25 protein-coding genes are annotated in these 22934 nt (G+C 46.9%); 1 reads left to right on the forward strand and 24 read right to left on the reverse strand.

The genetic code is table 11. The features are described 5' to 3' along the window. Positions 1 to 50: 50 nt before the first annotated feature. The 8 genes from MKY98_RS14965 to MKY98_RS15000 all read right to left on the reverse strand — a co-directional run bounded on the left by MKY98_RS14965 (position 51) and on the right by MKY98_RS15000 (position 5775). On the reverse strand, positions 51 to 896 hold the full coding sequence (locus MKY98_RS14965) for a sporulation protein YpjB (protein WP_039271103.1): 846 nt from the start codon (positions 894 to 896) through the stop codon (positions 51 to 53). 132 nt (positions 897 to 1028) lie between these two features. After that, positions 1029 to 1673: a DUF1405 domain-containing protein gene (locus MKY98_RS14970; protein WP_069012437.1), complete on the reverse strand. Its 645-nt coding sequence runs from the start codon at positions 1671 to 1673 to the stop codon at positions 1029 to 1031. A 172-nt stretch (positions 1674 to 1845) separates the two neighbouring features. Then, positions 1846 to 2025, reverse strand: a complete 180-nt coding sequence (locus MKY98_RS14975; RefSeq protein WP_013371655.1) for an IDEAL domain-containing protein — start codon at positions 2023 to 2025, stop codon at positions 1846 to 1848. A gap of 22 nt (positions 2026 to 2047) precedes the next feature. Then, positions 2048 to 2554: a gamma carbonic anhydrase family protein gene (locus MKY98_RS14980; RefSeq protein WP_069012436.1), complete on the reverse strand. Its 507-nt coding sequence runs from the start codon at positions 2552 to 2554 to the stop codon at positions 2048 to 2050. A gap of 52 nt (positions 2555 to 2606) precedes the next feature. After that, positions 2607 to 3716, reverse strand: a complete 1110-nt coding sequence (locus tag MKY98_RS14985; protein ID WP_069012435.1) for a hypothetical protein — start codon at positions 3714 to 3716, stop codon at positions 2607 to 2609. A 166-nt stretch (positions 3717 to 3882) separates the two neighbouring features. Beyond that, the gene (locus MKY98_RS14990; protein WP_069012434.1) at positions 3883 to 4485 is read right to left on the reverse strand and encodes a histidine phosphatase family protein; all 603 of its coding nucleotides are present in this window, start codon (positions 4483 to 4485) and stop codon (positions 3883 to 3885) included. A gap of 70 nt (positions 4486 to 4555) precedes the next feature. Next, on the reverse strand, positions 4556 to 5182 hold the full coding sequence (locus MKY98_RS14995) for a hypothetical protein (protein WP_029517350.1): 627 nt from the start codon (positions 5180 to 5182) through the stop codon (positions 4556 to 4558). Next, entirely contained in the window at positions 5179 to 5775 is a 597-nt protein-coding gene (locus tag MKY98_RS15000; protein WP_013310707.1) for an RNA polymerase sigma factor, read from the reverse strand. The genes MKY98_RS14995 and MKY98_RS15000 overlap by 4 nt, the downstream gene beginning before the upstream one ends. A gap of 682 nt (positions 5776 to 6457) precedes the next feature. Between MKY98_RS15000 and MKY98_RS15005 the strand changes: the two genes are divergently transcribed. Continuing rightward, positions 6458 to 7072, forward strand: a complete 615-nt coding sequence (locus tag MKY98_RS15005) for a class I SAM-dependent methyltransferase (protein ID WP_029517349.1) — start codon at positions 6458 to 6460, stop codon at positions 7070 to 7072. A gap of 288 nt (positions 7073 to 7360) precedes the next feature. On the opposite strand, the gene MKY98_RS15010 is transcribed toward MKY98_RS15005, so the two are convergent. The 16 genes from MKY98_RS15010 to MKY98_RS15085 all read right to left on the reverse strand — a co-directional run bounded on the left by MKY98_RS15010 (position 7361) and on the right by MKY98_RS15085 (position 22929). Further along, entirely contained in the window at positions 7361 to 8449 is a 1089-nt protein-coding gene (locus tag MKY98_RS15010; RefSeq protein WP_069012433.1) for a prephenate dehydrogenase, read from the reverse strand. Between the two features lie 26 nt (positions 8450 to 8475). After that, positions 8476 to 9579: a histidinol-phosphate transaminase gene (gene hisC / locus MKY98_RS15015; protein ID WP_069012432.1), complete on the reverse strand. Its 1104-nt coding sequence runs from the start codon at positions 9577 to 9579 to the stop codon at positions 8476 to 8478. 36 nt (positions 9580 to 9615) lie between these two features. Continuing rightward, positions 9616 to 10443, reverse strand: a complete 828-nt coding sequence (gene trpA / locus MKY98_RS15020; RefSeq protein ID WP_069012431.1) for a tryptophan synthase subunit alpha — start codon at positions 10441 to 10443, stop codon at positions 9616 to 9618. Next, positions 10440 to 11636, reverse strand: a complete 1197-nt coding sequence (gene trpB / locus MKY98_RS15025; RefSeq protein WP_029517344.1) for a tryptophan synthase subunit beta — start codon at positions 11634 to 11636, stop codon at positions 10440 to 10442. Before trpB ends, trpA begins: the two co-directional genes overlap by 4 nt. Further along, positions 11633 to 12304, reverse strand: a complete 672-nt coding sequence (locus tag MKY98_RS15030) for a phosphoribosylanthranilate isomerase (protein WP_069012430.1) — start codon at positions 12302 to 12304, stop codon at positions 11633 to 11635. The genes trpB and MKY98_RS15030 overlap by 4 nt, the downstream gene beginning before the upstream one ends. Further along, entirely contained in the window at positions 12301 to 13095 is a 795-nt protein-coding gene (trpC, locus tag MKY98_RS15035; RefSeq protein ID WP_069012429.1) for an indole-3-glycerol phosphate synthase TrpC, read from the reverse strand. The genes MKY98_RS15030 and trpC overlap by 4 nt, the downstream gene beginning before the upstream one ends. Then, positions 13085 to 14131: an anthranilate phosphoribosyltransferase gene (trpD, locus tag MKY98_RS15040; RefSeq protein ID WP_069012428.1), complete on the reverse strand. Its 1047-nt coding sequence runs from the start codon at positions 14129 to 14131 to the stop codon at positions 13085 to 13087. The genes trpC and trpD overlap by 11 nt, the downstream gene beginning before the upstream one ends. A 34-nt stretch (positions 14132 to 14165) precedes the next feature. Next, positions 14166 to 15716, reverse strand: coding sequence for an anthranilate synthase component I (gene trpE, locus MKY98_RS15045; protein ID WP_069012427.1), 1551 nt, complete (start codon positions 15714 to 15716; stop codon positions 14166 to 14168). 502 nt (positions 15717 to 16218) lie between these two features. Next, on the reverse strand, positions 16219 to 16593 hold the full coding sequence (gene aroH / locus MKY98_RS15050; RefSeq protein ID WP_069012693.1) for a chorismate mutase: 375 nt from the start codon (positions 16591 to 16593) through the stop codon (positions 16219 to 16221). A 2-nt stretch (positions 16594 to 16595) separates the two neighbouring features. Then, positions 16596 to 17690, reverse strand: coding sequence for a 3-dehydroquinate synthase (gene aroB / locus MKY98_RS15055; RefSeq protein WP_069012694.1), 1095 nt, complete (start codon positions 17688 to 17690; stop codon positions 16596 to 16598). Position 17691: 1 nt separating this feature from the next. Then, the gene (gene aroC, locus MKY98_RS15060) at positions 17692 to 18861 is read right to left on the reverse strand and encodes a chorismate synthase (RefSeq protein WP_013310720.1); all 1170 of its coding nucleotides are present in this window, start codon (positions 18859 to 18861) and stop codon (positions 17692 to 17694) included. A 229-nt stretch (positions 18862 to 19090) separates the two neighbouring features. Next, on the reverse strand, positions 19091 to 19891 hold the full coding sequence (locus tag MKY98_RS15065; RefSeq protein ID WP_023989169.1) for a CheR family methyltransferase: 801 nt from the start codon (positions 19889 to 19891) through the stop codon (positions 19091 to 19093). A gap of 30 nt (positions 19892 to 19921) precedes the next feature. Then, entirely contained in the window at positions 19922 to 20365 is a 444-nt protein-coding gene (gene ndk / locus MKY98_RS15070) for a nucleoside-diphosphate kinase (RefSeq protein WP_029517337.1), read from the reverse strand. A 110-nt stretch (positions 20366 to 20475) separates the two neighbouring features. After that, positions 20476 to 21450, reverse strand: a complete 975-nt coding sequence (locus tag MKY98_RS15075; RefSeq protein WP_029517336.1) for a polyprenyl synthetase family protein — start codon at positions 21448 to 21450, stop codon at positions 20476 to 20478. Further along, a complete protein-coding gene (locus MKY98_RS15080) occupies positions 21447 to 22313 on the reverse strand; it encodes a menaquinone biosynthetic enzyme MqnA/MqnD family protein (RefSeq protein ID WP_029517335.1) in 867 nt (288 codons plus the stop codon). Before MKY98_RS15080 ends, MKY98_RS15075 begins: the two co-directional genes overlap by 4 nt. Next, the gene (locus MKY98_RS15085) at positions 22270 to 22929 is read right to left on the reverse strand and encodes a UbiX family flavin prenyltransferase (RefSeq protein WP_029517334.1); all 660 of its coding nucleotides are present in this window, start codon (positions 22927 to 22929) and stop codon (positions 22270 to 22272) included. Before MKY98_RS15085 ends, MKY98_RS15080 begins: the two co-directional genes overlap by 44 nt. Positions 22930 to 22934: the final 5 nt, after the last annotated feature.

Below are 22934 nucleotides of genomic sequence, written 5' to 3' on the forward strand. Positions count from 1 at the left end.
ATATATGGATGGCTCAGCAGCCAACGACGCGAATGTTCGAATTTGCATCGTTATCCAGAGAAACCAGCTCGATATTTACGATAACCTGCATAGACCAGCGCCAGCAGAACAATCATGCCGATTGCCAATTCTGCCCGGCGCTCACTTTCACGCGGGATAAATGGCGCCAGTGCAGTGGCGTCTTTTTCACGTCCAAACAAGGCATTAAACGTCGGATTTCCCTGATCCAACGCCCCTCTAATCGCTGAGGCATCTGCGTATTGCTGATCCCCCAATCCTTTGACGTAGGAAATCCATGAATCAGCCCGGACAACCTCACTTGTTCTGCCATGTATCAATGCTGCCGTACGAATCGTCTCATAATGGTCCTCCAGCACTGCGGCTCCAGCTTTGAAACCCTTCATGTTACCTTTAGCAAACTGGCTGTTCAAACCGCTAACATCTTCTTTTAAAATCTTATAATACTGCTGCCATAAGGGCTGACGCGGATGTGCAAGCGCATCTGTCGCAAGTCGTAAATTGGCCGCAGCCTTCACCCACTCATCTGGTGATACTTGGACGGACTGTGTAGCTTGCTGCACCTCAAGGATGCTGCCGGACAAAGCATGAATGGCCTCTACAGATAACGCTGCCTGCACCTGTCCGGTGCCAAACCATCGACTCACCTCGGCTACATCCGCGCGCGCTTTTTCAATGTTCCCGTCCATCACATCCCGGTACAGTATCGCAGCTGCATGATCCAATTCCTCAATTTCTTTTGTATTTCCTATGGGTTTTGATTGATCACGCGCTTCTGCCACACCTGGAGGGACGCAGACGGACAGCATCAGGACCATAGATAATACAACACTCGAAACAATACGTATCGTAATTTGAAACGTCTGACCCCTAATCATGGGACATCCCTCCTCACCTTACTGTATGGCAAGGTTACCGGGACTAGAACTTTCTTCAAAATCAAAACCAAAACTTTGTGTAGCTAAATGATTAAAGCTCTTTCTTATTTTATGATCATCACGGATTCCTTTCTATTTCTTCACTTCTACTCTCATTCGATTGCGCGCAAACATGGCAAGCCATGCTGCTACGATACTGACAAGGGTTAGCATATAGGTAAACGCACGCACTTGCGGTACATTATCCATTAGCGTCTTTGGAAGATACGGATATATACCAAATGTATAATCCATCGTATCATTTAACAATGTCCAGAGTGCGGCTAGGCATAAAGCAGCCCATTTGCAGGTGAAAAAACGCACGAACAGTAACGCTTCGACCGCCATTGCCGTGTGAGATGCCACCAGCATCCAATCCTGCCATATCATATGTCCGCCCTGCACAACTCCCCAAAAAATAATAGCTGAAGCCCATATGCCATATTTTACACTCGTGACAACAGCCAACGCCTCCATGATCTGTCTAATGACCTTCAAGCTCTTGAGACGCGGAGAATAGAGCAAAAATGCTATAGAGATCGTAAAAAACAGACTCGCCGTCGGACTATCAGGCACAAATACAATCTGCCACATCGGATGATAATTTAGAGTATATTCCAACTGCCCCCCATACCATATGTACCCACACACTGTTCCTACCAGATTACACCAGAACAGCAGCCATAAAAAAGGCCGGCTCGTCAAGAACGACCGGCTCCACAAATAAGATAACGACACGCCCTTCATCCTCCGTTCATACGACGGTTGCCTTGTACAGGCCCATCCTACAAAAACTATATCATATCCAAGCGTACCAAAAAAACCTGACCGCCGCTACAGTCAGGTTTGATGATTATAATCTCGAACTAACAATTGGTCTGAAATCCAACTTAGGGTTCCTAAGATTATTCTAACTCATTGCTTTCAGCTCATCCGTAAGATGACGAAAAGCTACTTCATCTCCGGAGGCTAGCGCCTCATCAATATCCTTGTAGAGTTTTTCACTCCGGTGTTTACGTAATGCCTCGTCCAAAACCATTTCAGCAGACAGGCCCAACATTACTTCATAAGTAACCTTCATTTTATCCATAGGATGCACCTCCAACATGAGTTTAAGAGATCCTATATTCTTTTCCTTTCGCCACATAGCTGAGTGCCGTTCGTGACATCCGCTGCAAATCTGCATCTGTCAATTCGCGCACCACTTTGGCAGGTGTACCGAGAGAAAGAGTATAGGGTGGTATTTTGGTATTTTCCGTAACGACCGACCCTGCTCCTATTAAAGCATATTCACCAAGCTCCGCTCCGTTGAGTACAATGGCCCCCATACCGATTAAAGTGCCTTTGCCTACCATACAACCGTGGATTATTGCAGCATGACCTATCGAAATGTCATCCGCCAGCAACAGGGGCTGATCCGTGTTCACATGTCCCACGACACCGTCCTGAATATTGCAGCGTTCACCGATGAAGATAGGCGCCATATCTCCGCGCAGTACGGCATTAAACCATACAGAGGAATCTTGGCCGATCGTTACTTTTCCGACAATTTTTGCTCCTTCTGCCACATAGACAGATGAATGGAGCTGTGGCATGTTTCCGTTATAGTGAATCAGCATCAACTTCACCCTCTCATTTTGGGTGAAATTCTATCAACATGTGTGTTGCTTGTCAATGGAGCCGTATACCCGAGTCGTTCCGCCCAATGCGGCACTCTCCCGCCAACTTCAGCCCCCAGGCTGTCATCTGTACAGAGGGTCCCGTCGGATGTTCACCCTGACGAAGCATACCCAAGTGAAGCATCATTCGTATAATTCTCTGATCAAAGACCGAACGGGGCGTATCATAGTAAAACGGTCGAATCAGTGGGCCGATATGTACAAAAAGCGACTCTGAGGACGTCCACGGTCTGGCACATTCTCCAATCCAGTAGACTAGAGAAAGCAAATTAGGAACGGCTCCTTTATACAGTCTTAACCAAAACCTGAATAGCTGTATCATTTCTTCCTCAATTGTATGCTCCTGATGCGCTTCCCCCTTTGCCGTCAGCACAACCTGGTCCCCTTTCTCCTCGATGTACTTGGAGTGTCGGGCATAATCATACAGTAGGGCCATTCGGTCTGGATAAAACTTAAAAGAGGAACCATACCCGAAACGCCATCCTCCCTTACCCAAAAGCGGCTCCGCAATGTGCAAATGCTCCATCAGCTGCTGCTGATTGCGACGGTACCAAGCCCCCTCGGGATTTAGCGGAACCTCATGCTGCCCCATGTATTGAAGGAAAAGCCGTAAATCCTCTGCCAGTAGATGCCCTTCATCCCGGTACGAAGACGGTTCGCTTACCCGTGTCATTCCGCTTTGGAAGTCATGTACCATAACACGTCGAAAGCGCTCCTTCATATCCAACGGAATTTGGAACAAATACCTCGTGTTGTGCGTCGAACCGTTGAACAACCAGCCACTAGAACGCAGACGGGTCACAATATCTCTTGGCCGCTCACCAGGATTTTCGTCCTCCTCAACAGACTGTTTGGCTATTGCAATCAATTCCTCCATGCTGAAATACGGTCGGTCATCGAACAGCAGTGCGTTCAAAAACCTTACCTCTGACAACCTCAGCTCCTTGACCTGCGCCTCAAAAAAACTACTGCTGCCGAGCTTCGTCAAAATCCCCTGGATCAACTCATGCTTGGAATTAGGTTTACAGTCACAATCGTAATACACCGCGATTCTGTTCAAATGCACAATATCCGCAAATGTCAGCATATCCGCCAGATTCATTGTTCCATCGCCTCGTCACTGGACTGTCATCCGGAATTGATTCTTACCTGTTGTACCCACAGCTTTGACGGATTGTTCAAACTCTAAACCTCTTTTTTTGCAAAGGTATAATTAAAAAACAAAAAAGACCACGACTTCTACGATGAGTAGAAGCCGTGGTCTTTTACTAACTTTTTGAGTTACAGTCACTTTTCTCTTGCAAATGCTTCGTGCAATTATACAAAAGTGGTGCCCAATCCATATCCCCACGCTGAAGTATACTAAGTGACAAATTGCCGATTCGTTCCGTGAATTTTTCCTGATACAGAGCCTTATACAAATTAGCCAAAAAACCGCCGTGGGAAACGACCAGCAGATTCTTGTCCCGATTTTCCGTCCAAATGGCCTCCATAAAACCTAGCCCGCGAAGCTGAAGATCCGCATCGCTTTCCTGCCCTAGATCCAGCAGATGCCAGTCGACTCCCCACTTCTCTTCACGCTCGGCCTGTGTCATGCCCTCGACCTGACCATAAGCACGTTCTCTTAGTCGATCATCAGATTCTAGCAACGGAAGATGCAGAGCAGAAGCAATAATCTCCCCGGTCTCTTTCGCTCTGGAGAGACTACTTGTAATAAGCCCGTCCCAATGATAAGACTCTCTCTTTAATCGTTCTGCAAGCAAGCGTGCCTGCTGGCGTCCTTCCTCATTTAACGGAATATCACTATGGCCCTGGATTTTCCCTACCGCATTCCAATCCGTCAATCCATGTCTGATCAAGCCAATAAGCATCGTGTCTTTTCCTCCGCTGTTTTGTTATTCAGGCATTGTTATGAATTCATATTGGAGTCCAGCTGTCCTGCTAACTTCTGACCCTTCTCGTCCGATGGATCCAGCCCAGAGAAAATAAAGCAAGCGCAAGTGCCAATACAGACAACAGCATCCAGTATTGCGGATAAGTAGGAACAATGCTAGCAACCAGCGGGTCCATAATGCCACTATTCACATCTTTAATGTGGTATTGATATTGTGGAGATGTACTTGTAGTTTCCAACAGGCCTGTCGGTAAAATACCCGTATCCATGACAGGAGCTGCTTGAGGGGGATTTTCCTTAGAGGAGCTTCCATTCCAGTTCAAAAACAAAAAGCTGCATAAAAATACGGCCAAGAAGCCAGCGATCCATACAGACATATACTTACGGGCTGCTGGGTTCACACGCGCACGTCGATGCTCACCCGGAACAAGCCACGGTGATTCTTCATAAATTCGATCCATGACTCTGCGATTCATGGCCTCTAGCTTATCATCTGTTATTTCAAAGGAAATATCACGAATAGCGGATCGATTTTCTTTTGACAAATCCCACTCTTTTTCTTCCGAACCATGTTCCCACCCAGCAGACGAGCTTTTGGCCCGTCTGCGCTCCGAGTCTTGTTTCGATACATTTTTGCCTGTAGCGAACAAATCCTCAGTGTCCCTGGATTTCATTGGCTGCTCATCCCTTCGTTTTCCTCATAGAGAGGCTCAAAAAAATAAGGCTCCAACTGCGTCTTCACACTGGTTCTTGCCCGGAAAAGCAACGACTTCACCGCACTGACGGTCTGTCCTAAAATAGTCGCAATCTCCTGATAATCTAATTGCTCATATTCACGCAAAATCAGCGCAGATCGCTGCTTCTCAGGCAATCTATTGATCGCTTCACGAACCATCTCTACCTTCTCACCGCGAAGGACAGCCTGCTCCGGAATTACATCCGATGGAGCTACCGGTACATAACCGCTCTCCTCCAATGGAACCTGACCGCTACGGTGCTTGCGAAGCTCACTTAGCACCGTATTGCGTGCAATTGTATATAACCAAGTGGAGAACGATGCGTCTACCTCGCGAAAAGAGTGCAGGCTCCGATACGCTTTGTAAAACGTCTCCGAGCATAAGTCCTCAGCAATCATTTCCAGGTTCGAACTTTTCAGCATATGATAAACAAAAGCTAAAATTTTACGTTGGTGACGCCTCATTAATTCTGAATAAACCTCAACATTACCTTGTTTGATTTCCTGAATCATCTGGGAATCTGTCATCATCCGAGTGAGACCCTCCTCGCCCATACATGTGCTGTTTTCCCGTTCGATTCTGTCTATATATACCGAACAGGTCAAAAAAAGTTGCGCCCTCTGCGCAAATGGATGAAACAGCATCATGGAACATTTGTTATTTTCTTACCCTATGTAGTGCCAACATTAACGGTGCTATCCCCAACAATATTCAACGTCCAAAATGGACTTACCCATTGTACCACAAAATGACCGCCAGTAAAAAAGTCCAAAATCCCCACGATTTCCATCAATGCCTCCCTAACGCTGGCAACTAATTCATTTATACAGCTTTTCAATGGATTTTAAATTTTTTCAAGATTAAATGACAAACCTACTGAAAGCGTGCCATCAAATAAACCAATAAGGATAATTACACAAAAAAAGAAAACGCTTTAAAAAAATATTGACAAAATGAAAACGTATACATATAATAAAAGTACAGTATGGTTTCTCTCCACTCCTATCCTACTCAGCTACTTCACTAAAAGTAGCTACCACCCGGGGCTTTACCCGGGTGGTCTTTTTTTTGTTTTCCAATACTCCTCTTTACCTTACTCACCTACCCCATATGTGGGTTGATAAAATACATCAATATTTCACCAATTATTTGGTTGTCCTATTAAAACACATTATTATATAATTAATTTTTTCAATAGATAGGGGGCAGGAAATGAATAATAAGTGGAACAAGGCTGTATATAAGATTTGGTCTCCAATTTATGATAACTTTTTCAATTCAGGTAGCTTCCTCAATTCTAGAAAGATCATATTTCAAGAAAAGTCATTTAATAGCGAGCAAAAAATACTTTTTGTAGGTGTAGGAACTGGAGCAGATTTAGAATTAATAAATCACTACGGGCTGGATATTACTGCCATAGATTATTCACCTGAAATGCTTAACAAAGCAAAAGATAAATTCGCCAAAACATCCATAAAATTCTTGGAAATGGATGCTCAACAAATGAATTTTATGGATGAGCAATTTGATATAGTAGTAGGAAGTTTAATTCTCTCAGTAGTACCTAACGCAAATAAATGCTTCGATGAGATGGTGCGGGTTTTGAAAAAAGACGGGGAAATTATTATTTTCGATAAGTTTTCTCCTAAAGGAAAAAAGCCCTCATTATTCAAAAAAACGATAAGGCCCGTTATTAAGGTGTTAGGAACCGATATAGGGTTGAATTTTGAAGAACTGTTTGAAACCCAAAAAACAAAACTGCGGATCAAAGAGGATGCACCTATAATGTTCAACGGTATGTATAGAAAGATAGTAATTACAAAATAACGCGTAGCTCCACTACCTCTTCAAGTAACAAAAAAGCGAGCGAAGAGAACCTTCACCCGCTTTAGATCTTTTCTTACTACTTCACTCCCAGAAAGTGTGGTGCTTTTAAGGCGGTCCATAGCGTAGAGGTTCATTTGAATCTGGAGAAGCGGAGCGCTCGCCTTTGCCTGCGGGATTTTCCCCTTTGTACATATATTCAGAAAATCCGCAGACAACAGCGATCGTAAGATCAAATGAATCGCGGAGCGCAGTCCCTCCTTTAACGAACACTCATACTTTCTTCACCCTTTATACCACCACTTTATAGCCCATCGAATCCAGCAGTGTCTTGGCACGCTCCCAATCCTGCTCTTGACGGAAGGAAAGCCGCATGATGCCTGGGACATCCTCCCGGCTTTCAATGATTTGCATATTGCTCAGATTAATGCTGTGATTCCCCAGTTCCATAGCAATTCGCCCGATAATCCCTGGGGTATCCGGTACATCAATATACAGATCAAACGTAGAGACGATGACTCCTTTACGACGCTCTGGCAGTTCACTGCGGAAGTGCCCAGCTGTTAAAAACTCGTCAGCGATTCCCTCACCGTCTTGTATTCTCAGTAAATGGGTAAAACGCTCAATCTGTCCGTTCCATTCTTCCAACAGACCTAGTAAAACTTCACGATTGCTCAGTAAGATGTCCCGCCACACAACCGGATCACTAGAGGCTATCCGTGTAATATCACGGAACCCACCGGCAGCCAATGTACGGTACAACGGATTTTCATCATTGTGCTTTCGCACCTGATTCACCAGCGCTGCTGCAATAATGTGCGGAAGATGGCTAATCGCACCGACAATGTCATCGTGCATAGCTGGTTCGACACGCACAACATGAGCATTAGTATATTTTAATAAACGTTCCAGCGAGCAGTATGCTTCCTCAGGCACACCCTCTGCCGGGGAAAGCACATAATATGCATTTTCAAACAGCAACGCGGAAGCAGCCTTTACACCGGAACGCTCCGAACCAGCCATCGGATGACCACCGATAAAGTAAGCATTGCGCAAAGAAATTTCTGATGCTTTTTTGGCAATTGCCGATTTCGTGCTGCCTACATCGGTGATAATACAACCCGCTTTAAGCGGTAGCCTGCTTAACAGTTCGAGATAATACTCCAATAAGCCCACAGGTACGCATAAAAAAATAAAATCGGCATCCTCTGCCGCTTCTTCAACCGAAAGAGTCGCGGTGTCCACGACACCACGGCTTAACATCGGTTCCATCAGTTCAGGGAGATGGGCATGGCCGACAACCGAAATATCCGGCTTCCCTTTAAAACAAAGTGCGAGGGACCCACCTATCAGTCCCACGCCGAAAATGGCAATCTTCATCAATTATCAAATCCCATCTGCGGAAATTATAGGCGTACTTTCGCCGCTTCCGCCCCCAGGACCTGTTCCAGCGCACGAATAAACAACTCATTTTGCGGTTGTGATCCAACGGACACTCTAATATATGTCGGATATTTGTGATGACCTGCGCGAATAATCACACCTTTACGAAGCAACTCCTGGAATACCTCACCGGATGGACGACGTACATCCAGCATAATAAAATTACCATGTGCTGGGAAAGACTCCAATCCCAGACGCTTCAGCTCATTTTGCAAATAAGCTCTGCCCTCTGCATTACGATCCCGGCATTCTTGAACAAATTCCTGATCTTCCAAAGCAGCAATAGCCGCAGCCTGTGCTACCCGTGAAGTATTAAACGGTTCACGAACCTGATTTATCAAGCGAATAATTGACTCAGCTCCCATACCATAACCAATGCGTAGCGAAGCAAGGCCATAGATTTTGGAGAAGGTGCGAAGTACAACCAGATTTTCATACACTGGCAACAAACGAATGCCGTCGGGATAAGAACGATCCGTCACAAACTCGGCGTAAGCTTCATCCAGCACAACCATGATATGCTTTGGTACTTGGTTCAAAAACGCAATCAGCTCCGCTTCGGGTACAATCGTGCCCGTCGGGTTATTTGGATTACAGATCCAAATAATTTTTGTACGGTCATTGATGTGGGACAGCATAGCATCCAAATCATGTACACCATCACGCAAAGGCACCTCAACTGCAACCGCTCCCTCAATTTCCACGTTACTTTTATACACGGAAAATGTCTGATCGGCCATGATGCTTTCTTCTCCAGGAAGGAGGAAAGCACGCGTAATCAACGCAATAATTTCGTCAGAGCCACAGCCATAGATAAACTGTTCCTCTTTTAAACCCGTCCGTTTAGCTAGTGCCTGTGTCAAAGCTACCGCACTTCCATCAGGATACACACTAATGTTAGCAAACTCCTGCTGAATAGCCTGCAATACTTTAGGAGAGCTACCATACGGATTCTCATTCGAGGCGAGCTTGATGACTTCATCGAGTCCCAGCTCACGTTTTACGTCTTCAATCGGTTTACCGGGCTGATATACTGGCAAATGTACAATATGCGGTTTAGGTTGCATGCCCCTACCTCCTCTATCCAATCAGAACTATATTTACTACTTTATATTTTGACACCCATTATTCTTTAATTGTGCCACAAAATTATGAATTTGCAAAAGACCTTCTTGCCTGCGTGCAGAATCATTCAGTAGCGGAATGGCCTCCTCTACCTGACGTACAATAGCACTACCAACTACAACACCATCGCAAATATTTGAGAAACGGGTTACCTGCTCTTGAGTAGAGATCCCGAAGCCAACCGCTACCGGAATATCCGTATGCCGTTTGACCTGCGCGATAAAGCCCTCTATACCTTCAAAAAAGGAAGCTCTTTCCCCAGTTACACCCAGCGAAGATACACAGTATACAAATCCACGGGCCTGACGGACAATTCGCTCGATCCGCTGTTCAGACGTTGGAGCCACCAGAGGAATCAGATGCACACCCACCTCTGCTGCCCGTCCTCCCAGCTCCTCCGCTTCCTCAAGCGGAAGGTCCGGAATAATAAGACCGCTGATACCGTGCTCCTGCAAGCCTGCAAAGAAAGCATCCATCCCCATCTGTAATACAGGGTTATAATACGTGAACAGAATAAAAGGCAGGTTTGAACCTGCCGCCCTAGCCAGAGAAGCTGTCTCCATGCACGTGCGGATGGAAATTTGCCGTTTCAGTGCACGCTCAGACGCGCGCTGAATTACAGGACCATCAGCCAGCGGGTCGGAATAGGGTACACCCAGTTCCAATATGTCAGCTCCGGCCGACTCTAACTGCCGAATGATCTCTATCGTCGTATCCACATCCGGGTCGCCTACCGTCAGAAAAGGAATTAATGCCGTTTTGCCTTCATTTTTAAGGCGATCAAACGCCTGATCAATTAAATTCATGACGGATTTCCTCCCAAATACTTGATAATGGAGTCCACATCTTTATCCCCTCGTCCAGACAAACAAATAACGATAATATCATCTGCCGTCAACGTAGGTGCCAGCTTGACAACCTGCGCAACTGCATGTGCCGACTCTAATGCAGGAAGTATTCCTTCGGTACGGCAGAGGAGCTGAAGCGCATCCAGCGCTTCCTGATCGGTGATCGGAACATATTGGGCCCGCTCAATATCTTTCAGGTATGAATGCTCCGGTCCAACACCTGGATAATCCAGTCCAGCCGAGATGGAATGCGCAGGTTGCACTTGTCCGTACTCATCCTGAAGCAGATAACTCATAGAGCCTTGGAAGACCCCTTGTGTTCCCTTGGTCATCGTAGCTGCATGGAATTCTGTTTCGACACCTTTTCCAGCGGCCTCCACGCCAATCAAAGCGACACCCTGATCCTCAATAAAAGGATAAAACATGCCGATGGCATTGCTTCCGCCACCGATCGCTGCCACAATGACATCCGGAAGTCTGCCTTCCTTCTCTAGGATCTGGCGACGCGTTTCATCACCAATCACGCGTTGGAAGTCCCGCACCATCATTGGATACGGATGCGGGCCGACAGCTGAACCCAAAATATAGAACGTATCATGGACATGGCTGACCCAGTAACGCAAAGCTTCATTTCCGGCATCCTTAAGTGTACGTGTACCCGATGTCACCGGAATGACCTCTGCACCCAAAAGCTGCATCCGAAAGACGTTCAGCTGCTGGCGCACAGTATCCTCTTCACCCATAAACACCTTGCATTCCAATCCGAGCAACGCAGCCACAGTCGCTGTCGCGACACCATGCTGTCCTGCGCCTGTTTCAGCAATGACCTTCTGTTTACCCATACGCTTCGCCAGCAATCCCTGAGCTAACGCATTATTGATTTTGTGGGCACCGGTATGATTTAAATCTTCGCGCTTCAGGTAAATTTTAGCCCCGCCCAAATGCTGGCTCAGACGCTCCGCATGATAAAGCGGCGTTTCCCGACCAGAATAGTCCTTTAGGAGCCCGTTCAACTCTGCTTTAAACTCGGGATCATCCGCGTACTTACGGTAGGATTCCTCCAATTCAATCAGTGCGTTCATCAACGTTTCCGGTACAAAACGTCCTCCAAATGTTCCAAAACGTCCGTTGTTATCAGGTAATTGTGTCATGCCTGCTTCACCCTTTCCACGAATGCTGTGATTTTTGCTATGTCCTTGACTCCGTTCGTCTCTACACCGCTGGATACATCCAGCCCATCGGGATGATACTCATGAACCAGCTTTTCCGCATTATCGGCAGTCAGCCCACCGGCTACAAACAAAGGAATTCCATGTTGATGGGTCCAAGCCTGATAGGCAGGAATTCGATCCCACGCAAACGTTTTTCCAGAACCGCCACCATACAGGGGATCGTATGTATCGAGCAGTAAAGCATCAATTGTTCCGACATAGGCATCCAATTCGTCCGCCGAGCGTTCTCTCTGTCCTTGACTGTCCACAGACCATGCCTTGAATACCTGTATACCAAAATACTCCCTGATTTCCCGACAGCGCTCTGGACTCTCCTGTCCATGCAGCTGTATGACATCCAAGGGTGCTTTCTCCATCACATCATTTAACAGTGCATCACCAGGGTTCACAAATACGCCCACGCTGCGCGGTCTGCTGCCTGAGGTCCATTCATCCAATACGCGAAGCAGCTCTCCAGCCTGTACGCCGTCAATCCGGCGCTTGCTGTCGGCAAACACAAAACCTATATAATCGACCGGTAAGTTTACCATAGATTTTAGCACTTCAACGCTTTGAAGTCCACAAATTTTTACGCCCGTTTTGTTCATACTTTAATCCCATCCATCAATTCGGTTACAGCCTGTCCCACATCTTCCTTGCGCATCAGATGCTCCCCTACCAGGATGCCGTGTGCACCCACCGAATGCAGATACTTTACATCTTCCGGTCCAGCAATTCCGCTCTCACTGATGAACGTAATCCCTTTAGGAATTAGTGAGATCAGCTCCTCCGTCGTCTGGAGACGAGTCTCGAATGTTCGCAGATTTCGGTTATTTACGCCAATCAAGGTTGCTGTCCCCAGCTCCAGCACCGCTTTAAGCTCCTCACTGTCATGCACCTCTACCAATGCGTCCAGCCCAAGGTCCTTGGCGATTTGTAAAAAGGACCCTAATACACGCGGTTCCAGTATAGCGGCAATCAACAGCACCGCATCCGCTCCCAGCAAACGAGCTTCATATATTTGCCGTTCATCAATGATAAAATCCTTTCGCAACAGCGGAATCTTCACCTGATCGCGAATCTGCTGTAAATATTCAGGACTTCCCTGAAAATACGTCACATCTGTCAGTACAGAAATGCAATCCGCTCCTGCTCCCTCATATGCACGTGCAATGTCCACCGGATGGAAATCCGGTCGAATCAGCCCTTTGGATGGGGAAGCCTTCTTCACCTCAGCAATCAGTCCGAGCGGACGGTTGCGCCCGCTCGCGATCGCATTTTCGAATCCTCTCGTCGCAGGTAAATCAGCAATTAATCGTTCAGCTTTACTTATTTGAAAATGCTCCTTAAGCTGCTCCACTTCTTGTCGCTTCGTCACCACAATTTTATCAAGATACATATTGATATTCCCCCGTTGCCTGTATTAATTGGTCCAGCTTGGAAAGTGCCCGTCCAGAGTCAATGGCTTCGGCCGCTCGTGCTACTCCGTCCGTCAAGGTAGCTGCTGTGCCTGATACATAAATGCACGCTCCTGCATTCGCTAACACAACATCCCGATAAGCTCCATGCTCTCCGTTTAAAATTCGTCGTATGATATCTGCGTTAACCTGTGCGTCACCGCCCAGCACCTGATCAAGAGAATGCGTCTGCAAGCCCAAATCCGACGGATGAAGCTCGAACGTGTGAACCTTGCCGTCCCTTAGCTCGGATACTCGTGTCGCAGCTGAAATGCTAATTTCATCTAGTCCATCCAGACTACTGACAACCATGGCCCGTTTGGAGCCGAGCTGGTTCAATACCTCGGCAATGACTTCCGTTTTGCTGGCGTCATAAATGCCCAACAACTGCCGATCCGCACCAGCCGGATTCGTCAATGGACCCAGCATATTGAATACCGTCCGCACACCCAGTTCGCGGCGCGGCGCGGCGGCATGCTTCATAGACGGATGATACAGCTGTGCGAATAAAAAGCAGATGCCGATTCGGTCCAGACATGACCTAGCCTGATCACTCGTCAAATGAATATTGACTCCCAATGCCTCCAGGACATCAGCGCTCCCGGCACGGCCACTTGCAGAACGATTGCCATGCTTTGCTACCCGTACAGACATCGAAGCTGCGATGATCGCAGATACCGTGGAAATATTAAACTTGTGAATACCCGAACCTCCGGTTCCACATGTGTCCAGCAGACGACCGCTGCCTTCTTCAGCTTGCACTGGACTAGCGTAGCTACGCATAGCCTCGGCAAAACCAGTGATTTCATCTACCGTTTCCCCTTTGAGGCGAAGAGCCGTCAGCAGCCCGCCAATTTGCGCCTGTGTAGCACTTCCACTCATAATCTGTTCCATTACGCTCCGGGCCTCCGTACGCGAAAGATGCTGTCCCTCCATGATCCGGCTTAACCCCACTTGCATCATGTCATGTCGTTCCATTGTCGTCTCCTCCTCAAAATCAGATTTTTGCGTGTTACGGAGTGTACAAATAATCCTGGTTGATGACGCTGTTATAGGGCTGTGTCGTTGCCGGGAACATCACTTCTGCCGTGCGGATTGCCTTCAGCAATGCCTTTGCTTTGTTCACCGTCTCCTGATACTCGCTTTCCGGAACTGAGTCCCACACAATTCCAGCGCCTGCCTGGACATAAGCCCGGTTCTTTTTAAACACAATTGTGCGAATCGTAATGCAAGCGTCCATATTGCCCGAGAAGCCCAAATATCCAATCGCCCCTGCATAGGGTCCACGTGCTTCCCGCTCCAACTCAGCAATAATCTCCATGGCCCGCAGCTTTGGTGCCCCTGATACGGTGCCAGCTGGCAGACAAGACAGGAAAGCATCGAAGAAATCTTTGTCCTCACGTAGCTCACCTGACACATTGGATACAATGTGCATGACATGAGAATAGCGTTCAATTTCCATAAACGTATCACATTTGACTGTCCCAAACTGTGATACACGGCCCAAATCATTTCTTCCCAAATCGACCAGCATCAGATGTTCTGCACGCTCTTTTTCATCGTTTAACAGTTCTTCAGCAAGTGCCGCATCTTCTGTCTCCCTTACCCCACGCGGTCTCGTTCCTGCAATAGGACGGGTTTCTACCCGGCCGTTTTCCACCTTGACGAGTGCCTCAGGCGAAGTGCCTACGATGATCTCGTCATCCATTTTCAAATAATACATATATGGCGACGGGTTCATCGTGCGCAGCACGCGGTATACCTGTAAAGGAGAGGCCTCTGTATCAATGTGAAAACGCTGGGATAGTACAACCTGAAAAATATCACCGGAGCGGATATACTCCTTCGCCTGCTCTACGTTTGATATAAACTGTTCCTTCGTCACATTGGATTGAATCTCACCCAGTTCCACATCATCTGGAATGGAGGCCGATCCTAATCGCTCAGGCTGAGGCTGCTTGCGCAGATACTGTGCCGTTTCCTCCAACTTGCGTTCCACATCAGCATAAGCAGCTCGAATGTCCTCATCGCGGAACCCTTCGCCTACATGAACATTGCCAACCAGCAAAATTTGCTGTTTCACATGATCAAAGACAATGACTTGATCGCAGAACATAAAACGAATATCATCCATATTCAAATCATCTACCGAGTGCTCTGGCAGCTTTTCATAGTATTGAAGCAGGTCATATCCAAAAAATCCGATAGCCCCGCCTGTAAATGGAGGCATTTCTTTCAGTTTCGGACTGCGGTATTTACGTAGCAATGCTTTGAGCGCTTCAATCGGCTTGTCGTTTAATATTTGCCGTTTACCGTGTTGTTCCAATATCAAACGTCCCTTTTTACCCGAGACCATTAGAAACGGGTCTGTACCGATGAACGAATGTCGCGCCCACTGCTCGCCTCCCTCTACACTCTCTAGCAGAAAGGCACGGTCCCGCTCGGCATACCGACGGAAAATCCGAATCGGCGTCTCCATATCAGCCAGCACTTTTTTGTATACAGGAATCAGGTTAAATTCACTCGCCATCGTTATCACTTGCTCCACATGCGGCGTTAACATGAGATCACTTCCTTTCCAAATTGGCGCAGAACCAAAGGAGAGAATATAAGAAAAACGTCTATCGACGTACCTTCACGGAGGCCAGACCGCGTGTAGCGGAAGTTTTTCTTGCGATTATAGAATTGTTCAGCTCCGCTGAAAATTTTATAAATTTTATAATCGTAAAAAAGCCTCTACCGGTAAGGTAGAGGCTGTCAGTTATTGAAATTATAAGAATGCTCCATATGTAAAATGACTACAGCAAATTGATAAGTATACACTCATCCCTTTGGTTTAACCGCGCAGGTTGCCTCAAATAAGCTTCTCTGTAGAAGAATATCTCTTCATAGACAAAAGCTTACCCGCTACCGCCGATCTCTGTAATCTCATATGGAATTGGCTAAGGCTGCACTCTTCTCATCTCAACTCTGTCTCTGGCTAACTCTACTCTACTTAACTCTGCTACACACACTATATCTCATGGGATGTTACTTTGGCAACCATCAACTTAAAAAACAGGCACTTATTTCCCTTGGGAAGCTAGATCCGGTCTTAAGGCCTGCGCTCCGTTCAAATATACATGTTTCATTTCCCGCTGGGATTTATCAGTGTTCACCTGTACCATCAGACGGATGCACTTGGGCAAACTACCTGCCACAGGAACTTCTAATGCACACATGAGCGGAACCATATCCCAGCCATCAAGCTGACGAATGGCCTTGGCTGGAAAGGCAGTATCCAGATCATGAGTCACCGTAATCCATACGTTACTAATATCCTCTGGCTGAATTTCATTGTAGGATACAATTTCCTCCAGTAGTTGGCTTGTTGCTTCCAAAATTTCATTTTCTTCATTATTCGCTACGGTCGTCGCGCCACGAATTCCACGATTGTACATCGTTACACCCCCTCTTTTAACTGTTCAATAACTCTTCGGATGTAAGAGACGGAAATATCCTTCACAACCTCCACGTGCCCGATGCTACGTGGGACGACAAAAGTAATGCTGCCTTCTTTGAACTTTTTGTCATGCATCATCGCGTCCAGTAGCCGATCTGTATCGAGATGTGACGGAAGGGAGGTCGGTAGCCGTAGTGAAGACAACATATCCTTCGTTGCATCTACTAAAGAAGGATCTGCCCCCAGCTTCACGCCCAAAAGTGCGGAGCCGACCATTCCAATCGAAATGGCTTCCCCGTGTAAAAACTCACCATATCCCGCAATAGCTTCAATCGCATGACCAATCGTATGACCTAGGTTTAAAATAGCGCGCAAATCATGTTCTCGTTCATCGCGTGACACCACTTCGGCTTTAATGGAACATCCCTTTTCCAGACCGTACTCCAGAGCTGTCGCATCCAGTGCAAGCAAATCAGTCGCATGGTCACGGCACCACTGGGCGAAATCAGCATCCCAGATCAAGCCGTGCTTGATCATTTCAGCAAGCCCCGCAGATACCTCACGAGGAGGCAGTGTAGACAACGTATCTACGTCATACAACACAAGTTCCGGTTGATGGAAAGCTCCTATCATATTCTTCGCCAAAAGATGGTTGATGCCGACCTTACCGCCCACGCTACTGTCATGGGCCAGAATCGTAGTGGGGATCTGTACAAACTTGACACCTCTCATATAAGAAGCTGCCACAAATCCAGCCAAATCACCCACGACACCACCCCCAAGTGCAATAACGGCTGAATTGCGATCCAAGCCGCCCTCAATGGCTGCTGTTATGACCTGCTCAAATACAGCAAGCGACTTGGAGGTTTCACCTGGCTTAACGACAAAGGACACTGTCTTGTAGCCAGATGCCTGAAGATTGCTCTCCAATGTTGCCAAGTAGAATCCCGCTACATTTTCGTCAGAAACAATCAACAACGGGCTTTTTTGCGCAATTCCTCGTTCTTTCAACAACTCTCCGGCTCGATATAACAGTCCTCGTCCAATATGAATAGGATAAGAACGTTCGCCAAGCTGTACCGTCAGCGTACTCATTTTAGTACCGCCCCAATTGTTCTTCGTAGGATGCAATATTCGCACGAATCTCTTCAATCGAATCCCCGCCGAATTTTTCTAGCAAAGCTTTTGCAATCTCCCAAGCTACCACATGCTCCATAACTACGCTAGCCGCAGGTACTGCACATGCATCCGAACGCTCAACCTGTGCAGTGAACGCCTCCTTCGTATCAATGTCGACGCTTTGCAGAGGCTTGTAGAGTGTGGGGATTGGCTTCATTACGCCACGAACCACAACTGGCATTCCATTCGTCATGCCCCCCTCAAAACCACCCAAACGATTGGTACGACGGTGATATCCACGTTCCTCATCATATAGAATCTCGTCATGCACCTGTGAACCGCGCAACTCTCCTGCTTCAAAACCGATGCCGATTTCCACGCCTTTAAATGCATTAATCGACATGACGCCTTGTGCGATACGTGCATCCAGCTTCCGATCATACTGTACATGACTGCCCAGACCAATCGGAACACCTTCTACAATACATTCCACTACCCCACCGACTGAATCACCTTCTTGCTTGATCAGATCAATATATGCTTCCATTTTCTTTTCGGTTTCTGGATCGGTTACTCTCACCGAGGAAGCTTCTGTCACCGCAATCAGCTCATCTATCGGCAAATCGCGGTAAGGAGCTTCGATTTCCCCAATACGAATGACCTGACCTGCCACCTTGATTCCGAACTCAGCCAGCAATTGACGAGCCAAACCGCCGCATGCCACACGAATTGCTGTTTCACGTGCGCTGGAGCGCTCCAGCACGTTACGAAGATCCTTCAGGTTGTATTTCATTCCGCCATTCAAATCCGCATGACCCGGACGTGGCCGGTGAACCCGACGCTTTTCTTCATCACTGCCTTCAATAGGCTCAATATTCATAATGTTCTGCCAGTGCTTCCAATCGTTATTTTCCACAACCAGCGCAATCGGTGCACCCGTGGTGTATCCGTGACGTACGCCTCCAGCAATCTTCGCCGTATCTTTTTCAATCTGCATACGCCGACCCCGTCCATATCCTTTCTGACGACGGTGCAGCTGAAAATTCAATTCCTCAAAATCCAATTTTAAATTGCTCGGCATACCCTCTACAATGGCAGTTAGCTGGGGACCATGCGTTTCCCCCGCGGTTAAATAACGTAAACTCATGACGCGTTCCCCCTTTAAACTGTTAAACTGTGCATCGCTAAAATCTTTAACTGTGCTTCATTATAGTATACGCACCTTTCTTTGACAAGAAAAGCCACGTGTATGCAGATAAACAAAAACACGCCTCTTAGCCAAAGGGGCTAAAGGACGTGCTTTGCTAATAAGCCAACCATCAATTACTCAAAGATATAAATAAGTTCCTATAAAACTTTGGATGATGTATGCAGGCTTATGCTTTTTTGCGATAAAAAAAGGTTTCCGTCGATTCCAGACCATATTGGTTAGGAGAAAAGATTTGCTCTGTGCTACCGACAAACAATACTCCGCCGGGACGAAGACTGGCTGCAAACTTTTGATACAACGTATGTTTGGCCTCTTCTGTAAAATAAATCATTACATTTCGACAGATAATGAGATCATAGCCATCCTCAAACCGATCCAGCAGCAAGTTTTGCTTTTGAAATTTCACGGCTTGTTTCAAACGGTCATCAATTCGATACATCGCACCATCCGGCTTAAAATATTTGCTAGCTACCTGCTCAGGCACATCCTTGAGCGAACGCTCCAAATATTTGCCTTCCTTGGCTTTTGCCAATGCACCATCATCAATGTCGGAAGCCGTAATGGAGCAATTCCCCAAAATCCCTTTACCGTCGAGAACCATAGCCAAGCTATAAGGCTCTTCACCAGTCGAGCAGGCCGCACTCCACAGCTTAAGCTTCTGCTTCCCCACAAGCAGTTGTGGCAAGATTGTATCTCGCAGCACTTCCCACCGATTGGGATTACGCCAAAATTCCGAAACATTGATCGTCATCCGATCCAGAAATTCATAGAATAGAGGTTTTTCCTTCATCATGGCATCATAAAAAGAAACAAAACTGGGAAACCCGTTTTTGTTGCGAAGCGTAGTTAACCGCCTTTTCATCTGTGCTTCTTTGTATTGTGCAAGATCAATACCTGTGCTGTCCTTGATTTTGCGGATAAACGCTGTGTAATCGGGGTCCGTCTGACCCAGTTCCATATCCGTCATGCTACCATCCTTCTTCATACGTAATTAAACTTACACCCAGGTCGCCACACTTTTTTCATACCGAACGGATTCTTCCGGCATGAAAAAATTTGCAATCTCGCGCTCTGCGCTCTCCGGTGAATCTGAACCATGAATGAGGTTAAACGGTGTATGTGCTGCAAAGTCTCCACGAATTGTGCCCGGAAGAGCTTCGGTTACTTGTGTTTTACCAATCAACAAGCGGGAAAGCGTAACGATGTTATCCCCTTCCCATACCATAGCAAACACAGGGCCTGATGTGATAAAACCTACAAGCTCTTCAAAAAAAGGCTTGCCCACATGCTCCGCATAATGCCGTTCTGCCTGTTCTCTTGATACTTGTACAAGCTTGCCAGCCGCCATTTTAAAGCCTTTGTCTTCCAGACGACTAATGATACGTCCAATCAATCCACGTTGTACACCATCCGGTTTAACCATCAAAAAAGTACGATCCATCGGCTCACTCCCAATCCAATCTAATGTATTTATACAGTACTAAACTGTATTGTAACAGAAAGCTTGGAACTGGTTAAAGCATTTTGTCACAGCAAACCCAAAACACAACTTTAGTAGGAGCGGCGTGTTACAAAATGAGCAATATCGCGTAGCGTCTTTTTTGTTTTGACATCTGGTAGTAAGTCCAGCGCGTTTAGCGCTTTATTAATATATCGGTCGGCGAGAATTTCAGCTTTAGCGATTCCTTCACTTTTTTTGATTATATCCACCGCTTTGCGTGCGTCTCCTAGCCCATCTCCATCCTGAATGCGGCGGATTTCAGCCAGTAGATCTGCACGCAACTCAGGCTGTTCGAGCGCATAAATCACCGGAAGCGTAATATTCCCCTGTCTCATATCGCTGCCCGGCGGCTTTCCGATCTTTTTTTCTGTTCCGCACAGATCAAGCAGATCATCCTGAATTTGAAAAGCCATACCTACGTTATAGCCGTAGCTGTACAGCAGGGAATTGACACTTTCCTGTGCCTCTGCAGCCATAGCTCCCAGCTGGCAACTAACCGCAATTAATAAAGCCGTTTTGCGCCGTATGCGAAGCAAATAATTACGCACACTCTGATCCACATTAAAAAAATCACGAATTTGTTCCATTTCACCAATGGACATCTGCACCAGCGCTTTAGACAGTACCCGGTGAATGTCGGGATTCGGCAATCCAGCAGCAATAGACAGCGCACGTGCATATATGTAGTCTCCGGTGTACATAGCCACCCGATTGTCCCATTTGGACTTCACGGTGGGTTGACCGCGTCTCATTTCCGCATCGTCAATCACATCGTCGTGAACGAGAGAGGCAGAATGAATCAGTTCCAGAGGTACCGCTATACGCTTGAGCTTGTCCAGATCATATTCTCCAAACTTGCCTCCCAGCAATACAAATACGGGACGCAAACGCTTGCCCCCTGCTTTAAGCAGATGAAGCGACGTATCATTAATCAACGGCTCCGTACTATCGATACTGCGGTACAACTCTTCTTCTATAAAGTTCATATCCTTCTTTAATAAACCGAACAAATCCAATCGTTTCATTCTTTCACCCGTGTCAGCGTATTGTCACTCCAGAGAAGCGGCTTTACTCGTCGGTCAAGCAGCCCCAGTTCATGCGCATACTGAAAGTAAAGCTCTAAACCTTGTTGTTGCTTCTCTCCAAAATCATAACACAGATTAGTAAAGTAGCGCTCCCAATAATCTCGCAGACCTCCAATTTCCTCGCATGCTTCAGAAATAACAGACGTCAAGTCCGACAGACTACGCTGCTTGCTTGCGCGGAACGCACTCGCAGTTTCAGCCACCGCTGCGGGATTTTGAGCAGCAACAGCACGTCGTACTGCCCATACAGCAAAAGTCATACTGTAGCCCGTCCAGCGCTTCCACTCTTCTCCGAGGTCCGTAACATACAGACCTTCGTTTCGCCAAGATGCCTTAATCGCGTGATCTCCAATCAGTAGCCCCGCATCTGCCTGTTCCAGCATCAAGTCAAGATCCGGTTCACAGTCAAAATAGGAAGGCTGACCTTCCCATGCCTTTTGCATCAAAATTTTCAACAAATTCACGGATGTAGCAGAGGTATTTGTTAGTGCAATGGTTCCGTTTTTGATTTCGTCCAGCGGCTTGCGTGAAAATAGTAAAATGGATTGCACAGGACCATCTGCACTGACGGATAAATCCGGCAACAGTAGCATTTCCTCAGCACCGGATGCATACGCAAAGGAGGACATCGCACTGATATCCAAACTCCCATTCAACATACCTTGATTCAATTCAGCCGGAACTTTAGAAACCATCTCCGCCGAATGGAGAAGCTCAGAAGGATTAAAATAATGAAAAATAGGCCAAGCATTTGTATATTTAATTTTTCCGATTGTGATTGTCTTGGTGTCCGGTGTCGGCATCGGAATCCCCCCATCTCGTAAACAGTTGATGTTCTATACGCAAGCTGTCCAATACTTTGCCTACGAGGAACAGCACAATATCATCCAGCGTCTTCGGATGAAAGTAAAAAGCCGGCATGGCCGGAATCATTTTGACGCCAAGTCTCGCAAGCTTAAGCATGTTTTCCAAATGAATGGCATGTAGAGGCGTCTCACGAGGTACAAGGATCAGCGGACGACCTTCCTTCATCATCACGTCCGCTGCCCTCGCCATGAGATTGTCGGACGAACCGTGTGCTACTGCTGACAACGTCCCCATCGAGCATGGCATGATAATCATCGCATCCACCAAATAAGAGCCGCTCGCAATCGAAGCTCCAATATCTGTGAACGGATGGTATACAAGAGAACCGGGACGGCCTCCGAATTGTTCATTCAAAGCCCCTTCCCGGTCAGTTACATTCCAGCCCAACTCCTCTTTCAACACCCGCCAGCCAGCATTAGACACGATCAGGTGAACTGTGTATTGCAAGTCCAGCAGAGTCTCTACCAGTCGCACACCATAAATGCTTCCGCTCGCGCCTGTAATGCCAATAACGATTCGTTTGCCTTGATGTTCGCTCACCTGATTATTCATTAGTA

The sequence above is a fragment of the Paenibacillus sp. FSL M8-0228 genome (assembly GCF_038007385.1).
Taxonomy (GTDB): domain Bacteria; phylum Bacillota; class Bacilli; order Paenibacillales; family Paenibacillaceae; genus Paenibacillus; species Paenibacillus polymyxa_D.

What these genes read in the sequence shown, in the direction of transcription:
- hisC (WP_069012432.1), bottom strand. Translation starts at nt 9,579, where the DNA reads ATGCAACCTAAACCGCATATTGTACATTTGCCAGTATATCAGCCCGGT.
- aroC (WP_013310720.1), bottom strand. Translation starts at nt 18,861, where the DNA reads ATGAGTTTACGTTATTTAACCGCGGGGGAAACGCATGGTCCCCAGCTA.
- MKY98_RS15030 (WP_069012430.1), bottom strand. Translation starts at nt 12,304, where the DNA reads ATGAACAAAACGGGCGTAAAAATTTGTGGACTTCAAAGCGTTGAAGTG.
- MKY98_RS15005 (WP_029517349.1), top strand. Translation starts at nt 6,458, where the DNA reads ATGAATAATAAGTGGAACAAGGCTGTATATAAGATTTGGTCTCCAATT.
- MKY98_RS15010 (WP_069012433.1), bottom strand. Translation starts at nt 8,449, where the DNA reads ATGAAGATTGCCATTTTCGGCGTGGGACTGATAGGTGGGTCCCTCGCA.
- trpE (WP_069012427.1), bottom strand. Translation starts at nt 15,716, where the DNA reads ATGTTAACGCCGCATGTGGAGCAAGTGATAACGATGGCGAGTGAATTT.
- MKY98_RS14980 (WP_069012436.1), bottom strand. Translation starts at nt 2,554, where the DNA reads ATGCTGATTCACTATAACGGAAACATGCCACAGCTCCATTCATCTGTC.
- trpA (WP_069012431.1), bottom strand. Translation starts at nt 10,443, where the DNA reads ATGAATTTAATTGATCAGGCGTTTGATCGCCTTAAAAATGAAGGCAAA.
- MKY98_RS14975 (WP_013371655.1), bottom strand. Translation starts at nt 2,025, where the DNA reads ATGGATAAAATGAAGGTTACTTATGAAGTAATGTTGGGCCTGTCTGCT.
- MKY98_RS14985 (WP_069012435.1), bottom strand. Translation starts at nt 3,716, where the DNA reads ATGAATCTGGCGGATATGCTGACATTTGCGGATATTGTGCATTTGAAC.
- MKY98_RS15000 (WP_013310707.1), bottom strand. Translation starts at nt 5,775, where the DNA reads ATGATGACAGATTCCCAGATGATTCAGGAAATCAAACAAGGTAATGTT.
- trpC (WP_069012429.1), bottom strand. Translation starts at nt 13,095, where the DNA reads ATGTATCTTGATAAAATTGTGGTGACGAAGCGACAAGAAGTGGAGCAG.
- MKY98_RS15065 (WP_023989169.1), bottom strand. Translation starts at nt 19,891, where the DNA reads ATGACGGATATGGAACTGGGTCAGACGGACCCCGATTACACAGCGTTT.
- MKY98_RS15075 (WP_029517336.1), bottom strand. Translation starts at nt 21,450, where the DNA reads ATGAAACGATTGGATTTGTTCGGTTTATTAAAGAAGGATATGAACTTT.
- MKY98_RS14965 (WP_039271103.1), bottom strand. Translation starts at nt 896, where the DNA reads ATGATTAGGGGTCAGACGTTTCAAATTACGATACGTATTGTTTCGAGT.
- aroB (WP_069012694.1), bottom strand. Translation starts at nt 17,690, where the DNA reads ATGAGTACGCTGACGGTACAGCTTGGCGAACGTTCTTATCCTATTCAT.
- trpB (WP_029517344.1), bottom strand. Translation starts at nt 11,636, where the DNA reads ATGACACAATTACCTGATAACAACGGACGTTTTGGAACATTTGGAGGA.
- aroH (WP_069012693.1), bottom strand. Translation starts at nt 16,593, where the DNA reads ATGTACAATCGTGGAATTCGTGGCGCGACGACCGTAGCGAATAATGAA.
- MKY98_RS15085 (WP_029517334.1), bottom strand. Translation starts at nt 22,929, where the DNA reads ATGAATAATCAGGTGAGCGAACATCAAGGCAAACGAATCGTTATTGGC.
- MKY98_RS14990 (WP_069012434.1), bottom strand. Translation starts at nt 4,485, where the DNA reads ATGCTTATTGGCTTGATCAGACATGGATTGACGGATTGGAATGCGGTA.
- MKY98_RS14995 (WP_029517350.1), bottom strand. Translation starts at nt 5,182, where the DNA reads ATGAAATCCAGGGACACTGAGGATTTGTTCGCTACAGGCAAAAATGTA.
- ndk (WP_029517337.1), bottom strand. Translation starts at nt 20,365, where the DNA reads ATGGATCGTACTTTTTTGATGGTTAAACCGGATGGTGTACAACGTGGA.
- MKY98_RS15080 (WP_029517335.1), bottom strand. Translation starts at nt 22,313, where the DNA reads ATGCCGACACCGGACACCAAGACAATCACAATCGGAAAAATTAAATAT.
- trpD (WP_069012428.1), bottom strand. Translation starts at nt 14,131, where the DNA reads ATGGAACGACATGACATGATGCAAGTGGGGTTAAGCCGGATCATGGAG.